Source organism: Kiloniella sp., from assembly GCF_965205715.1.
In the GTDB taxonomy this organism is placed as follows: domain Bacteria; phylum Pseudomonadota; class Alphaproteobacteria; order Kiloniellales; family Kiloniellaceae; genus Kiloniella.
Genome location: NZ_CBDBHW010000013.1, coordinates 1,100,493 through 1,114,314 on the forward strand (window position 1 = coordinate 1,100,493; position 13,822 = coordinate 1,114,314).

13 protein-coding genes and 1 tRNA gene are annotated in these 13,822 nt (G+C 46.3%); 6 read left to right on the top strand and 8 right to left on the bottom strand.

Features of this window, described 5'->3' with window-relative positions; translation table 11 throughout:
• Window positions 1-29 precede the first annotated feature (29 nt).
• Window positions 30-1,544, top strand: a complete 1,515-nt coding sequence (locus ACOGW3_RS16655) for an alanine/glycine:cation symporter family protein (protein ID WP_419904010.1) — start codon at window positions 30-32, stop codon at window positions 1,542-1,544.
• A gap of 73 nt (window positions 1,545-1,617) precedes the next feature.
• On the opposite strand, the gene ACOGW3_RS16660 is transcribed toward ACOGW3_RS16655, so the two are convergent.
• The 4 genes from ACOGW3_RS16660 to ACOGW3_RS16675 form a co-directional block, all read right to left on the bottom strand.
• On the bottom strand, window positions 1,618-2,241 hold the full coding sequence (locus ACOGW3_RS16660) for a LysE family translocator (RefSeq protein ID WP_419904011.1): 624 nt from the start codon (window positions 2,239-2,241) through the stop codon (window positions 1,618-1,620).
• A gap of 205 nt (window positions 2,242-2,446) precedes the next feature.
• Window positions 2,447-2,523: transfer RNA gene (locus ACOGW3_RS16665), tRNA-Pro, on the bottom strand.
• A 124-nt stretch (window positions 2,524-2,647) separates the two neighbouring features.
• Window positions 2,648-5,464: an ATP-dependent DNA helicase gene (locus ACOGW3_RS16670; protein ID WP_419904012.1), complete on the bottom strand. Its 2,817-nt coding sequence runs from the start codon at window positions 5,462-5,464 to the stop codon at window positions 2,648-2,650.
• A complete protein-coding gene (locus ACOGW3_RS16675; protein WP_419904013.1) occupies window positions 5,430-5,654 on the bottom strand; it encodes a hypothetical protein in 225 nt (74 codons plus the stop codon). The genes ACOGW3_RS16670 and ACOGW3_RS16675 overlap by 35 nt, the downstream gene beginning before the upstream one ends.
• 69 nt (window positions 5,655-5,723) lie before the next feature.
• Between ACOGW3_RS16675 and ACOGW3_RS16680 the strand changes: the two genes are divergently transcribed.
• On the top strand, window positions 5,724-7,307 hold the full coding sequence (locus ACOGW3_RS16680; RefSeq protein WP_419904014.1) for a lysine--tRNA ligase: 1,584 nt from the start codon (window positions 5,724-5,726) through the stop codon (window positions 7,305-7,307).
• Window positions 7,308-7,377: 70 nt separating this feature from the next.
• On the opposite strand, the gene ACOGW3_RS16685 is transcribed toward ACOGW3_RS16680, so the two are convergent.
• From ACOGW3_RS16685 to ACOGW3_RS16695, 3 genes are all read right to left on the bottom strand, one after another.
• The gene (locus tag ACOGW3_RS16685; RefSeq protein WP_419904015.1) at window positions 7,378-7,599 is read right to left on the bottom strand and encodes a hypothetical protein; all 222 of its coding nucleotides are present in this window, start codon (window positions 7,597-7,599) and stop codon (window positions 7,378-7,380) included.
• Window positions 7,600-7,775: 176 nt separating this feature from the next.
• Window positions 7,776-9,008, bottom strand: coding sequence for an ISL3 family transposase (locus tag ACOGW3_RS16690; protein ID WP_419901077.1), 1,233 nt, complete (start codon window positions 9,006-9,008; stop codon window positions 7,776-7,778).
• Window positions 9,009-9,349: 341 nt separating this feature from the next.
• A complete protein-coding gene (locus ACOGW3_RS16695; RefSeq protein WP_419904016.1) occupies window positions 9,350-9,982 on the bottom strand; it encodes a S24 family peptidase in 633 nt (210 codons plus the stop codon).
• Window positions 9,983-10,260: 278 nt separating this feature from the next.
• Here ACOGW3_RS16695 and tnpA point away from each other — a divergent pair, with 278 nt between their 5' ends.
• Both tnpA and ACOGW3_RS16705 read left to right on the top strand, forming a co-directional pair.
• Entirely contained in the window at window positions 10,261-10,695 is a 435-nt protein-coding gene (gene tnpA, locus ACOGW3_RS16700; protein ID WP_419901154.1) for an IS200/IS605 family transposase, read from the top strand.
• Window positions 10,696-10,796: 101 nt separating this feature from the next.
• Window positions 10,797-11,489, top strand: coding sequence for a pseudouridine synthase (locus ACOGW3_RS16705; protein WP_419904017.1), 693 nt, complete (start codon window positions 10,797-10,799; stop codon window positions 11,487-11,489).
• A gap of 147 nt (window positions 11,490-11,636) precedes the next feature.
• Here ACOGW3_RS16705 and ACOGW3_RS16710 read toward each other — a convergent pair whose 3' ends face one another.
• Window positions 11,637-11,846 (bottom strand): hypothetical protein, encoded by a 210-nt coding sequence (locus ACOGW3_RS16710; protein ID WP_419904018.1) that lies wholly within the window; start codon window positions 11,844-11,846, stop codon window positions 11,637-11,639.
• Between the two features lie 408 nt (window positions 11,847-12,254).
• Between ACOGW3_RS16710 and ACOGW3_RS16715 the strand changes: the two genes are divergently transcribed.
• Complete coding sequence (locus tag ACOGW3_RS16715) at window positions 12,255-12,611, top strand: DUF952 domain-containing protein (protein WP_419904019.1); 357 nt, start codon at window positions 12,255-12,257, stop codon at window positions 12,609-12,611.
• A 91-nt stretch (window positions 12,612-12,702) separates the two neighbouring features.
• On the top strand, window positions 12,703-13,767 hold the full coding sequence (locus ACOGW3_RS16720) for a quinone-dependent dihydroorotate dehydrogenase (protein WP_419904020.1): 1,065 nt from the start codon (window positions 12,703-12,705) through the stop codon (window positions 13,765-13,767).
• Window positions 13,768-13,822 lie beyond the last annotated feature (55 nt).

Below are 13,822 nucleotides of genomic sequence, written 5' to 3' on the forward strand. Positions count from 1 at the left end.
ACATAAACAAAATACAGGGGGCATGTCTTATGCCGAGATTATTATGTTTACTGAGTGTGTTGGTGCTGATGCCACAGTTGGCGTGGGCTGGTATCGATGAGACTATAAACGCTGCAACTGCTCCGATTGCTTCTGCAATCAGCGCATTTGTCTTTTTTAAAATTACAGTATTTGGTGCAGACCTACCTTTGGTGGTTCTTTGGCTGGTGGTTGGGGCTGTGTTCTTTACCCTTCGCATGGGTTTTGTGAATATCTGGGGCTTCAAACACGCGATTGAATTGGTAAGAGGGGATTATTCAAATCCCAATGACGCTGGAGAAGTCACTCACTTCCAGGCCTTGGCAACAGCCGTATCCGGTACCGTTGGTATTGGTAATATTGGTGGTGTGGCCGTGGCTGTTACCGTTGGTGGGCCTGGGGCGACCTTTTGGTTGATAGTTGCTGGCTTTCTGGGAATGTCGACCAAGTTTGTTGAATGTACCCTCGGGGTGAAATACCGAAATGAAAACAGTGATGGATCTGTTTCCGGTGGCCCGATGTACTATCTACGCAGAGGATTTGCCGATCGTAATATGGCGGGTTTTGGGAAATTCCTTGGGACTTTCTACGCGATCGGGATTTTTATCGGTGCTCTGGGCATTGGGAACATGTTCCAATCGAACCAGGCTTACGTTCAGTTAAATACCGTTACTGGCGGAATGTTTGATGATCTCGGTTGGTTAGTCGGGTTGGCAATGGCTGCTGTTGTTTTTCTGGTTATCGTTGGCGGTATTAAATCCATTGCGGCTGTGACTGAAAAAATCGTTCCCTTTATGGCTGTGTTCTATTGCTTCTTTGCACTTATCGTTATCTTTATGAACGGTGCTGCACTGCCCGAAGCCATAGCAAATATCTTTACCGGAGCTTTCACAGGTGAGGGTGTTGCTGGTGGTGCTCTCGGGGCGTTGATAATCGGTTTTCAACGGGCCGTCTTTTCTAACGAAGCTGGTATTGGTTCAGCCTCTATTGCGCACTCAGCTGTGAAAACCAGCGAGCCTATTACCGAAGGTGTGGTCTCTCTTTTGGAGCCTTTTATCGATACCATCGTTATTTGTACGATTACGGCATTGGTTATTGGGACTTCAGCTGTTGCGAACCCAGGGTTTGCCGGAGATGCAACAGGTATTGCCATGACATCTGCCGCTTTTGAAACTCAGATTTCCTGGTTTCCGATACCCTTGGCTTTTGCAGGTATGTTGTTTGCTTTCTCAACCATGATTTCCTGGTCTTATTATGGCCTGAAGGGGTGGACATATCTTTTTGGCGAAGCGCCGCTTGGTCAGACCGTGTATAAGCTGATCTTTTGTGCTTTTGTCGCGCTTGGCTGTGTCGTGCAACTTGGGCCAATCCTAGATATCTCAGACGCTTTGGTCTTCTTGATTTGTGTGCCGAATATCTTGGGCCTCTACGTTTTGACGCCAGTGGTGAAGCGGGAATTAGAAGGTTATATGTCTCGAATTCGTACCGGTGAGATTAAAAAATACAGGACAAGCAAAGCATCTTAGAAAGGAACTTTGCGAATTTTATAACGCCGGGAAGGTAATCTTTCCGGCGTTACTATTTATTGGAGCAGAAGCTTTAGCTCGAAGTCGCCAATAACCCGCCCGCACCAATGAGCAGAGTTCCACTCGCGCGGTTCATTATCTTTTGTCCCTTGGTCGTTCTTGTCAGGAATGCGAGTTGTTTTCCTGAGATTGCGTAGAGAAACAGGGCGATAATTTCCAACACGATAAAGGTTATTCCCATGGTCGTAAATTGTGAAAGCATCGGGCTTTCGGCAACGAGAAATTGAGGGAAAAATGCCGTGAAAACCAGAATGGCTTTCGGATTGCTGATCGCGACTAGAAACTCTTGGCGGATGATTTTATAGCTCGAGACTTTTTCGGATGGTTTGAGGGTTGGGTCTTCAATTTTTTCAGGCTTTGCCCGCCAAAGCCGATAACCTAAATAAACCAGATAGAGCGCGCCAACGACTTTGAGTACATAAAAGGCTGTGGCTGAAGCTGCAAGAATGGCCCCGAGCCCTGTAGCTGTAAGAAGGATAAGGATGACAAAGGCCAGTAACCGGCCCAATCCCCCCTTCATGGCGTAGAACAATCCATAGCGAAGTCCATTTGTCATGGCGAGCATATTGTTAGGGCCAGGTAATATGTTAATTGCAAAGGCTGCGGGCACAAAAAGAAGCCAAAGATCTAATGACATGGTATCACCACTCAATACGAAGAAACTGTGGCTAGCCTACTCTTGGTTTTGGATGTCGTATAGATGAAGAATTTTGAGAGAATGATTGTAAGGTTACAATGAAAGTCTTCTGCAGAATCTTGGGGAAATATGGGGTGAATGTGCCCTAGAATGACAAAAGACCGCACAAGGCGGTCTCTGTGGTCAATCTTCCTTTTGAGAAGATTGGTCGGGGAGAGAGGATTCGAACCTCCGACCCTCTGGTCCCAAACCAGATGCGCTACCAGGCTGCGCTACTCCCCGAACGAGTGATGGTTTATGCTTCCTGATTTGCTTTTGCAAGCAAAAAAAACAAGGAACGACATAATGTTCGAAAATACCAGAATACATCAGGGTTTATGCGAATTTTATCTCAACTGATTTATTTTCAGTTTTTGGTTTTTATGGATTCCTTTGTTTGAGTATCAAAGAAACCTTTCACTTCTCTCACTGCTTCTGCCAAGCCCACTTTTTGAATGGATACGCCTTCGGGGAAAGCATTTTGGAGACGAGAGGGCATCATAGGGTCAAGGAGGACGAAGATCCCGCGGTCATTTTCTCGCCTGATAAGGCGGCCGAAGGCCTGCTTTAACTTTAACCGGGTTTGGCTGTCGTTGTAACGATTACCACCAAAGTGTTCCTTTCGGGAACGATGTTGGATGGTTGGACGTGGCCAGGGAACGCGATCAAAAACGATCAAGCGAAGTGAATCACCCGGGACGTCGACGCCATCACGAACCGCATCAGTGCCGAGAAGTGAAGAGTTCCGCTCTGCCCGGAAGATATCAATAAGGGTTGAAGTGTCTAAATTATCAACGTGTTGGCTGTAAAGAGTGAGCCCCGCACGGTCTAACTCAGGGCCCATTTTCTGATGAACAGCTCGCAATCTTGATATGGCGGTAAAGAGGCCAAGAGCCCCGCCCTGAGAGGCGAGGAAGAGTTCGCGATAGGCTGCTGAGACCTGATCCATATCGTCTTTGCGGACATCATTGATAATGAAAACCCGGGTCTGTTCAACATAATCATAGGGGGATTTAAATCTGGCACGCACAGGGGTGCCGGGGACAAAGGCTGCACCGCTACGTCGTTCGGCGCCGATCCAATCGCTTTCTTCGCTTCCGCTTCCCTCTGTCAGGGTTGCTGAGGTGATCACCGTACCATGGGCTTGTGACAGCAGCGTGTTGGCCAGCGGCTTTGTTGGATCAATCCAGTGCCTATGTAACCCAACATCCAGATCCTTACCGGCCGCACGTTCGACAGAAAACCAGTCTGTAAAGTCTTCTGGAGTTTCTTCTTCCAAGGAGCTGAGCATGGATACCCAGGCCTGAACCTGATTGCTGCCACGTTGTTCTAAACTTTTACAGGCGGCCTCTATACGCCTTCGGGTATCACTGTCCAACTCATCGGCTTCATTGTCGAGGCGTTGTTCAAGTCTGCGTCGCAGATTTTTTATGGGTTCCAATAATTCTTCTAAGGCTGATCTGAGTTCTATTGCGGATTCGATCAACCCGGGAATGGTTGGTTTGGTTTCAGCTTCCAGACTATAGGGTGAATTCTCGTGATCAGTTCTGGCGTAGACCTGATCACGTAGATGGCTGAGAAAAGTCTCCATAGGGCCTGTGGGCTGGTTGTCCTCCATTCGGTTGACCCAACCATCACCTGTTAGATGTCGGGCTGCGTGAACAGTTTCTGTAACCAAGTCCCGGGTTCTGTCGTCTGTTGCAATCAGATCTTCCAAACGTTTTTTGAGACCCCGAGCACGGCTGGCAGACCTTGTCGAGCCCGTTTCAACACCGGAAATCCATCGTCTGAGTTCCTGGCTTTCCTGTGCGGTAAGATGGGCGGAGAAGGCCGCATCTGCCGCGTCGAAAAGATGGTGGCCTTCATCAAAAACGTAATGACTTGGCAGGGAACCTTCGTCGCGCCCTCCGCCCATGGCGGCCTGTATCATGACGAGAGCATGATTAGCGACGACAATATTAGCTCGTTTGGCTTTGCGAATATTGCGTTCAATATAGCAACGACTGTAGTGTGGACAACCCGAATAGATACACTCGCCACGGCGATCAGTAAGGCCGAGAGTTCGGCCGCGGCCGACTAAATCAGCAAGCCATCCAGGAAAATCACCCCCAACCATATCGCCGTTTCGCGTGCGTGAAGCCCACCGCGCCATAAGGCCAATGGCAATGGCATCGTTGGGGCGGCTCATGAGAGCTTGAGTGGCTTCTTCTAGGTTAAGCAGGCAAAGGTAATTTTCGCGACCCTTCCGAATAACAACCCGTTTGGCTTTTTCATGTCGCTCGGGGAAGAGGCGGTTAAGTTCGCTATCTATTTGGGTCTGTAGATTTCGTGTGAAAGTAGAGATCCAAATCGGGGCGCCATTCTTTTCTGACCAGATGCTGGCAGGGGCAATGTATCCCAGGGTCTTGCCGACACCCGTACCTGCTTCGGCAAGAACGATATTTGGTTCGCCGGATATATCTCTCGGGGCAAAGGCGCTGGAGACGGCAGAGGTATAGTCCACTTGTTGCAGGCGTGCTTCGGATTCTTCGCCAAGTAACTCGGCAAGGCGTCGCCGCGCATCTTCTGGCTTAACGGACTGGTTGCGTGGGGGATCTTCTGGTGCGTGATCGCTCCATTCTTCAAGCCGTTCCCATATGCGAAGACCGCGCCCGGGTTTTAAGGCCGGAGAGTGGATATCTTGTTCGTGCATCGCAGATAAAATCGATGGCCCCCAGAGCCACCCTGCCATCATCATTGTTCTGGCGATGTCTGCTGCATAAGGATCAAACTGTCTTCCTTTCGAGGCCTGCTCGCGAAGAAGAAGCTCGGCAGTTTGATGCAAGATTAATGCGGCACCTTCTATTGATGTGGGTTCGGGGGCTCCAATGAAAGAGGCGAGGCCACGGGGTGTCGGAGTGCAGGCGGAAGAAGGACGAACAAAAGCTATGAGCTCGAGCAAGTCATAGCATGGGAATGGATCAATCCCCAGTCGTTGAGCGGTTGATCGGGCGTGACAGACAAAAGGAGGTTCTAGGGTTACGCGCCTGGCGGCTTCAGCATTGGTGAGCCTTTCAACTTCGCCATCGGGACTGATCCACACAGAAAAACGCATCCCTGAAAGCAACAATGGTGCGTTGGGCATCATTATCGCTTCGGGCTGCTTCTTATCAGCTTGTTTTGGTATGTGGGGATCCGTGGCCATTTTCTTTGGGTTTAGGGTCTCTTGTTTCGTCGCAAAATGATTGAATTTCTTCTTTCTTATAAAAGGGGTCTTCAGTTATGGCTATCGAAAAAGAACAAGCGGCGAACATTCCTGTTAAAACATCAATAATACCCTCGCTTTTATCGTCTTTGTTGACGTGAGGCTTTCCTGAGCCTAATTTCCCCTCCATTGGCTATCTTTGGTATGTGCCAGATAGAATTTTATTAAATCAAAACAGCAGCCCTTGAGGGATAAAAAAATGTCTAACCACCAGGAACTTGCTATGCAGGCAAAAGCATGGCCGTTTGAAGAAGCGCGCAAAGTATTGGCTCGTGTAGGTGGGAAGACACCAAAAAAGGGATATGTACTCTTTCAAACGGGCTATGGCCCCTCGGGCTTGCCTCATATCGGAACCTTTGGAGAAGTTGCACGTACGACAATGGTTCGTAACGCGTTTGAGCAACTTTGTGATATCCCGACCAAGCTCTTTTGCTTTTCCGATGATCTCGACGGATTTCGTAAAGTGCCGGATAATCTCCCGAATAAAGAGATGTTGGCAGAAAACATTGGCCAACCTCTGTCCAAGGTTCCTGATCCGTTTAACGAATATGGTAGTCTTGGGGAGCATAACAACACGCGCTTGCGTCAGTTCCTCGATAGTTTTGGTTTTCAATACGATTTTCTGTCCTCAACCGAGATTTATAAATCGGGTCAGTTTGATGAGGCACTTTTAGAGATTCTTGCAAACTACGATAAAGTTATGAACGTAATGCTGCCAACACTCGGTAAGGAGCGGCAAGCAACCTACAGCCCCTTCATGCCGATTTGCCCGAAAACAGGTAAAGTGTTGCAAGTTCCAATCTTGGAAACCAAAGCCGAGAACGGGTCTGTTGTCTTTCGTGATGAAGATGGAGATCTGGTCGAAGTACCTGTGACTGGTGGCCATTGTAAATTGCAGTGGAAACCGGATTGGGCAATGCGCCAATATGCTTTGGATGTTGATTATGAAATGGCTGGGAAGGATCTGATTGATTCAGTAAAACTGGGTAAGAAGATTCATAATGTTCTTGGAAGTAAGGGGCCTGAAACCTTTACTTATGAGCTGTTCCTTGATGAAGCCGGACAAAAAATCTCCAAGTCCAAAGGGAATGGATTGTCCATGGAGGAGTGGTTGACCTATGCTCCTCAGGAAAGCTTGGCCCTGTTTATGTACAACAAGCCAAGAACAGCTAAAAAATTATATTTTGATGTCATCCCCCGCATGGTTGATGACTATCTGACTTTTCGTGACAAATCCGCTGATCAAGAAGATGATAAGCTGTTTGAAAACCCGGCCTGGCATATTCATACAGGAGAGATTCCGTCCGAGAGAACAGCAATCTCGTTTGGCATTTTGCTAAATCTTGCCAGCGTTTGTAATGCTAGTGATAGCGCGCGATTGTGGGCGTTTATTAAACGCTATGCTCCAGATGCTTCTCCCGAGACAACACCGTTTCTTGACCACCTTGTCGGTTATGCTGTTCGCTATTACCAGGATTTCGTGAAGCCTACACTTAAATATCGCGCGCCTGATGATCAAGAACGCGGCGCTCTGGAAGATCTATTATCTGTTTTGAAGGGCATGGAATCTGGGGTGAATGCAGAAGATATTCAGACCGAAGTTTACAGCATTGGCAAGAAGCATGAGTTTGAGAATCTGCGTAACTGGTTTAAGTGCCTGTACGAAGTTCTTTTGGGCCAATCTCAAGGACCGCGCATGGGGACCTTCTTTGCGCTTTATGGCTTAGATGAAAGTATATCTTTAATCGAAAAAGCACTGGCCGGCGAAGATCTGTCTGCTTAAGCCCGTCGATTAAAGACGCAAAAAAAAGCCCGGGTATCCGGGCTTTTTGATTCTAATCTGTATGGGGGACTTATCCCGTTTTCATTTTGAATGAGGCTGTTAATTCTTCTGTGCATCTGCTGCACACCCAGTCAGTACCTTTGGGAGGGCGAGGGTGTTCTTTATTATTTAATGCCTTTAAGCCACCAAATTCATGGAAGTTTTTACATGTTTTGTGAAAACAAGCCTCTACCGAGTTCGCAAAGCTGTATTTAAAAGCATTAATTTTATTTTTGCCAGTCAGCTTGTCCATGAAACCGCCTTGCCCAATACGTTTTTTTAAGCAATTTAGCAGTGCTTCTTGAACGGTGGTTTCGGCGTATCCTACGTAGAGAACTTCGAAGCTTCGGTCCGATCCGAGATGTCCGAGCGCAAATGAGCCCGGCATAGGTTGGATAATTTGGCACTTCTCCGCTTTGTTGAGTAGATTTAGGATTTCAAATAGAGCATAGATTGATTATCTGGAATGGATGATTGTCTAATTTTGAGTTTGAAGTATTCGGTATCCTTGATGCCTCTGGCTCGCTTACGGATCATTCCTATACTGACATTACCAGCCTCTATCCTGGCGCTTGTGAGCTTGTGTTTGGCGTAGTTGCAGATGCCCACACAATGTTTCCGTAGGGATTTCGCGAACTTTTTTAGATAGAGCATCTGTGACTGATCTGCTATCAGGCACCAACGTTCCAGTTGCTCCGCCATCGCCTCAAATGAAGCGGCACTCCACAGCAGCTGAAGCTGTTCTTTCAAGACGTAAAGTGCATTCAGGTTGCTATTGCTCTCCAGCAACCTTTGCAGCTTGTCACTTTGTTTTTCACTCAACTTATCCGCATTTTTGAGCAACAGATAATGTGTCCCTTTCATCAACTCTTTACCACTTGGATCGGCCTTTCTGAACTCAAGTCGACGCTGATTATGGATAGCTTTGCTGTAGTTTTTCATGACGTGGAAACGGTCAAATACTATGTCGGCCAACGGCAAGGACTCTCTGACAGCCTTTTGGTAGGCAGGCCCCATATCCATCGCTACGGCCTTTATTTTGCAGGCTGTATCTGGTTGCAGTTGTTTCAAAAACCTTGAAAAAACCTCGGCAGTTCGGCCTGCTTCAACCCAGATCAGATGACCGCCAACCATATCGTAGACCACCGTCATGTAGTCATGACCTTTCGCCCGGGCAACTTCATCTACACCAATATATTCCAAGCCAGTTAGCTCTGCAGGATCAAGCGTAGGGAGAGTTTCAATAAGGTATGCCCTGTCGATATTCTTGACCGTTTCCCATCGTATATCCAAATGTCTGGAAACCGCTTGAATAGACATATGCCGACATAATCCACTGATCAGTCGGCAAAATCGGTGAGTGAAACGGCACCCTTTATCAACAAAATCACACCCCTCAATGCGGCGTTCGCCCTTGTTAATATAAACCTGCGCCAGCTCAATCTCGACCACACAAGGATACCCAAAAAGGGGGATGTCGTTTACTTGTCGGCGGACATGCTGGTTGATGCTTCCCTTCTGGCCTGTAGCAGGGTCTATAGCCCTCCTACGCGCGTCTCGGCTGCAGTGAATGACAATCTTAACACCGCCGTCATCCAGTTTAATTTCATTTACACGTTGCCCTTTGAGGCCTAAAATATGCTGCGAGATGTTGATTGTCATATACCTGCTCTATGTAAAGTTATCAGAAACCATACATATCAACAGGTTACTTGGCGGTCGGCATCTTTTTCTACTCAACAAAGCGGAGAAGAGCCGATAATTTCTTTTTGAATGATCTTTTCTTCCAACTTAAGTGGACCATCCATATCCAACTTTGCCATATTTTTACGTCCTCATACTTTACTAGTGGGTATACATTAAATGAATAATTTTTAAGTTACATATTAACCTAATATGACAAAAAAGCCTTTATGAAAGGTAAAAATATTGGTTTACAAACGCTTAAGCTGATTTTTAAGAGTGGTGTGCCTCTATGGTTGTGGTTGGGGTGAGTTCGACCATTATTGACTTGCCCATAAAATTCTTGCGATCCACACAATATCCTGTGTCATCAATAAGCTGTCTTCTTGAGCGGATGTTAAGCCTTTTAGCTCTGCCTTTAAGGGACTGTTTCGCACGAGTTCCTTGATTAGTATCTGATGGTTTACTGTCATTAATGCTATCCTGTCCCCCCTTCTCAAATCTGCGGCTGGAGAGACGAGGAGAATGGTGCCATCACTGTATATAGGCTCATACAGATCTCCTGTTACTTCCAGACCGTAAGCTGCCGGGTCGTCTATATGTGCAAACAGGGTTTCATCCCAAGCAGCTCCTTGGGGGTGCCCGTTGTGATCAAAGTGTTCGTTTGATGCCGCTTGGGAAAGATCTAGTACTGGAATGCGTTGGGCCAAAAGTCCTGCACTTTCGCCACCAATAAGCTGTACGAATTCAGCAAGTGTTGAATTCGTGGCAAGAAGTATTTTTGCAATAGATTCTGTACTTGGCCAACGTTGTTTGTTTTGCTGCGTTATTCTTTTGGACTTATTGAACGTTGTTGGATCCAGGCCAGATTTTCTGGCTAATCCTGATGGGGAAAGTGAATTTCTAGTTGCTAGACTGTCTACAGCCCGCCAAATATCTGCGTGTTTAAGCATTGTACAGTCACCTATAGATTGAAATTAAGATCCGTGACACCTGTACTCATCGGTAATTATACCTTAATTTTTATAAAAATAGGACCAAAAACTTAATATATGTGAAAAACATTCGACCTAGGGTAGAGGAAGTTGGTTGAAAAATCGGAAATAACCAACGTGACGCGTAATTTAATCCGGTAAACCCCCGGCTATGCCGGGGGACTCTCAATGGTTTGACCGTTCCCACGGTCTTACATTTCTTTGTTTATTGACCAAAATAACAAAGGAATTAGCCGATGAGAGATTACAAAAGCCTTGCACATACGAGATGGGATTGTAAATACCACGTGGTTTTCATCCCTAAACGCAGGCAAAAAGTTATCTATGGCAACCTACGTCAGTATCTTGGTGAAATTTTCCATGAACTGGCCGGGCATCGCGAAAGTAAGATTGAGGAGGGCCATTTGATGCCGGATCACATTCACATGTGTATCAGCATACCGCCCAAACATGCTGTTTCAAAAGTCGTTGGATACCTAAAAGGAAAAAGCGCGATTGCCATAGCTCGAAAATTCAAAAATAAAGCACGGAATTTCAAGGGTGAAAATTTTTGGGCCCGTGGATATTTCGTCTCAACTGTAGGGCTCGATGAACAGATGGTGAGGGAGTATATCAGAACGCAAGAAGAGCGTGATAAGTACTTTGACCAAATGGATATATTCAATCCATAACCGCTTTAGCGGTTCCCAATTTGCCCCTTTAAGGGGCTCACCCGCTTAAGCCCCCGGCTTTGCCGGGGGTCATTTAACTTATGTTGTAGTATTAAGTGGCGATGGAAAAAGGTTCTCAGAGAAATACACAAAACCCAAAACGGCGATCTCCCAACCAGAAATCTCCTAAAATACATTCAGGGAGAAGAGGGGCGCGAGTCAGCAAGGCTCAGTATCAAGATCGGCCCAGCCCTCCAAATAAACTGCAGTATGTTGCACTCTATAAGCCCTTTGGGGTGTTAAGCCAGTTCACGGGTGATGAGGGGCAGAGAACTTTAACGGAAGTCGGGGTGCCAAAAGGAGTTTATGCTGCGGGCCGCCTTGATCAGGATAGTGAGGGATTATTGCTTCTCAGTAATGATGGCCCCTTTATCGATAAGCTCATTCATCCGCGGAATGGACACAGCCGCAGTTATTTAGTTCAAGTTGAAAAGGTGCCGGATGCGCACGCTCTAACGCAATTACGCGAGGGCGTGGTTATCAAGGGATATCTAACAAAACCTTGTCAGGTTGAGCTGTTGAAATCTGATCCCATTCTTCCAGCAAGAGTTCCTCCGATCCGGGAGAGAAAGAATATACCTACCGCCTGGATTAGAATGACACTAACTGAGGGGAAAAATAGACAGGTCCGACGGATGACAGCAGCAGTTGGTTATCCCACACTTCGGCTGGTTCGAGAATCAATTGGTAAGCTCGAGCTTGGAAATCTAAAACCAGGAGAGTGGAGAGAGGTTGCCTCTAGAGATATTATCTAGGAGTAACTATTTGTGAGATTTGGGTGTGTAGATAATAGCGTTGAGGATAAAAAAAATGGCGGGAAGTTAGACTTCCCGCCATTTAGGCTATCTCTCACAGGCTAGAGATAGTCTGTATTGACTTAGATGATTGAAAGCGTGAGGGGGTTACTGTTCTGCTTCAATCATAGCTACGAAGATTTGCCGAATTTTATCTTCGCCTAAGTCATTTCGTTGCGACGCTGAATTAAGCATCACTGTATTAGGAGATTTCGGTGTCATTGTGTGACCCGTTTGACCCATAGCTGATACGGCGTCTAGGGCAGTTGCCAATGCCCTGCTGCCGATGGTGCTCGCTGTCATGTTTTGGTGTGCCATGGGTTTCTCCTGTTATTTAGGAATTCTAGCTCGCAATAGATTTCCTATTAATGAGTACCGCAGGGAGCGTGCCAGTTTTGAAGGATATGAACCGGGTGTGTGAAAATGCCTCGCAACATATTGATAATAAACGTTTAAAAATATTTTTGAAAAATGCTTTTAGAGCGTGAATAACGCGTGTTACGAGAAAAATTGAGGATTTCTGCGGTGTTCAGGGTTTGTAGGTGGTATTTCTTTTTCTGCATGCGACCTTGGATTGCTAAAAGTCTTGAGATTCTACGGGTTTAGCTAGAAAAAGCCATAAAAATAATGTAAATTGAATATAAATTCGTTGCATTTTGCAATAAAAATTAAAATTGCAAATTGCAAATTGCAATGCATATTGCGAATAAATGAGGGGAAAGTTTAGTGAACAATCGATTCATATATCATGTTTGTAAAAATGAGGAGTTCGATGAGGCTTTGAAGATGGGGCGTTACGAAGGATCTTCACAGGATAAAGCGGATGGGTTCATCCACTTTTCTTCTAAAGAGCAGGTTCGTACATCCGTTGCAAAGCATCGGGCAGGGCAGGATCATTTAACCTTGCTAGAAGTAGATACAAGTCTCCTCGCGGATGGATTGGTATGGGAGCCCTCTCGCGGAGGTCAGCTTTTTCCACATTTGTATGGGGCGTTACCTATTGCTTCAATTTCAAGAACTGCAACACTTCGATTGCAAAATGATGGTGTTCACAATTTTCCGGAGTGGTTGATCGTTGATTGATTCGTATCAGCCTATGGGTCTGGTCCTAGTGAAGGTACTGTGTTAATTCCCCTGTAATCAATTTCATGATTACATTTAACTGGAGAAACCTGTGAATAGTTTTCGAATTGTCGGCCCCCTAATTCGGCTACTTGATGCGGAAAAAGCTCATACTTTTACCTTATGGTGCTTAAGAAAAGGGTTGGTTCCTTCGCAAAGGTCCGTTGATGATTCCGTTCTCCAAACCAGTATTTGGGGGCGTAACTTCTCCAACCCTCTTGGTCTTGCTGCTGGATTTGATAAAAATGCTGAGGTTGTCGGGCCAATGCTTTCCCAGGGGTTTGGATTTACAGAAGTGGGGTCGATTACGCCAAAGGCTCAACCCGGTAATCCAAAACCCCGGATATTTCGGCTCTCAGAAGATAAAGCGGTGATTAACCGTATGGGTTTCAATAATAATGGTGTTGAGCCAGCCATTGAAAATTTAACGGCATTAAGAAAACAATCTCTGAACGGATTGTTGGGCGTAAACCTCGGAAAAAATAAAGATACAGCCGTCGCTCTTGATGACTATAAAAAAGGCGCAAAGCAGCTATGCCGCTTTGCGGACTATATAGTGATCAATGTATCTTCTCCGAACACACCGGGTTTGCGTGCCTTGCAGGATAAACAAGAATTGGAAGTCCTGATCGCAGGGGTGCAGCAAACCCTTCGTGAAGAAATGGGTGATAAAGCCCCGCCTTTGGTATTAAAAATTGCACCTGATCTTACAGCTGAAGATAAAGAAGATATCGCTGCTGTGGCCCTTGAGCTTGCATTGGATGGTTTGACAATCACCAACACGACGATTGAACGCCCTGATAGTTTGAAAAGTGCCCACCGTTCAGAGGGTGGGGGCTTAAGTGGCGCACCGTTGTTTGAGGCATCCACAAAAGTGCTGTCAGATATGTATCAGTTAACAGAGGGGAAAATCCCTTTAATTGGTGTCGGTGGGATCTCCAGTGGAGAGCAAGCCTATCAAAAAATTAGGGCAGGTGCTTCACTGATCCAGCTGTATTCGGCGCTGGTTTATTTCGGCCCCCCACGAGTTACCCAGATACTGGAAGATCTGTCAGGGTTACTTAAGCGTGATGGATTTAACTCTGTGTCAGAAGCTGTTGGTGCTGATCACTTATAAGATCTGCATTGTTATTGGAAAGATATAACTCAATTAAAACCCCGCTTTACCGAGT

Coding starts and splice junctions, on each gene's coding strand:
- ACOGW3_RS16685 (WP_419904015.1), bottom strand. CDS start 7,599: ATGGACAAGCTGACTGGCAAAAATAAAATTAATGCTTTTAAATACAGC.
- ACOGW3_RS16670 (WP_419904012.1), bottom strand. CDS start 5,464: ATGGCCACGGATCCCCACATACCAAAACAAGCTGATAAGAAGCAGCCC.
- ACOGW3_RS16710 (WP_419904018.1), bottom strand. CDS start 11,846: ATGGCACACCAAAACATGACAGCGAGCACCATCGGCAGCAGGGCATTG.
- ACOGW3_RS16680 (WP_419904014.1), top strand. CDS start 5,724: ATGTCTAACCACCAGGAACTTGCTATGCAGGCAAAAGCATGGCCGTTT.
- ACOGW3_RS16705 (WP_419904017.1), top strand. CDS start 10,797: ATGGAAAAAGGTTCTCAGAGAAATACACAAAACCCAAAACGGCGATCT.
- ACOGW3_RS16695 (WP_419904016.1), bottom strand. CDS start 9,982: ATGCTTAAACACGCAGATATTTGGCGGGCTGTAGACAGTCTAGCAACT.
- ACOGW3_RS16655 (WP_419904010.1), top strand. CDS start 30: ATGCCGAGATTATTATGTTTACTGAGTGTGTTGGTGCTGATGCCACAG.
- ACOGW3_RS16660 (WP_419904011.1), bottom strand. CDS start 2,241: ATGTCATTAGATCTTTGGCTTCTTTTTGTGCCCGCAGCCTTTGCAATT.
- ACOGW3_RS16675 (WP_419904013.1), bottom strand. CDS start 5,654: ATGGAGGGGAAATTAGGCTCAGGAAAGCCTCACGTCAACAAAGACGAT.
- ACOGW3_RS16690 (WP_419901077.1), bottom strand. CDS start 9,008: ATGACAATCAACATCTCGCAGCATATTTTAGGCCTCAAAGGGCAACGT.
- tnpA (WP_419901154.1), top strand. CDS start 10,261: ATGAGAGATTACAAAAGCCTTGCACATACGAGATGGGATTGTAAATAC.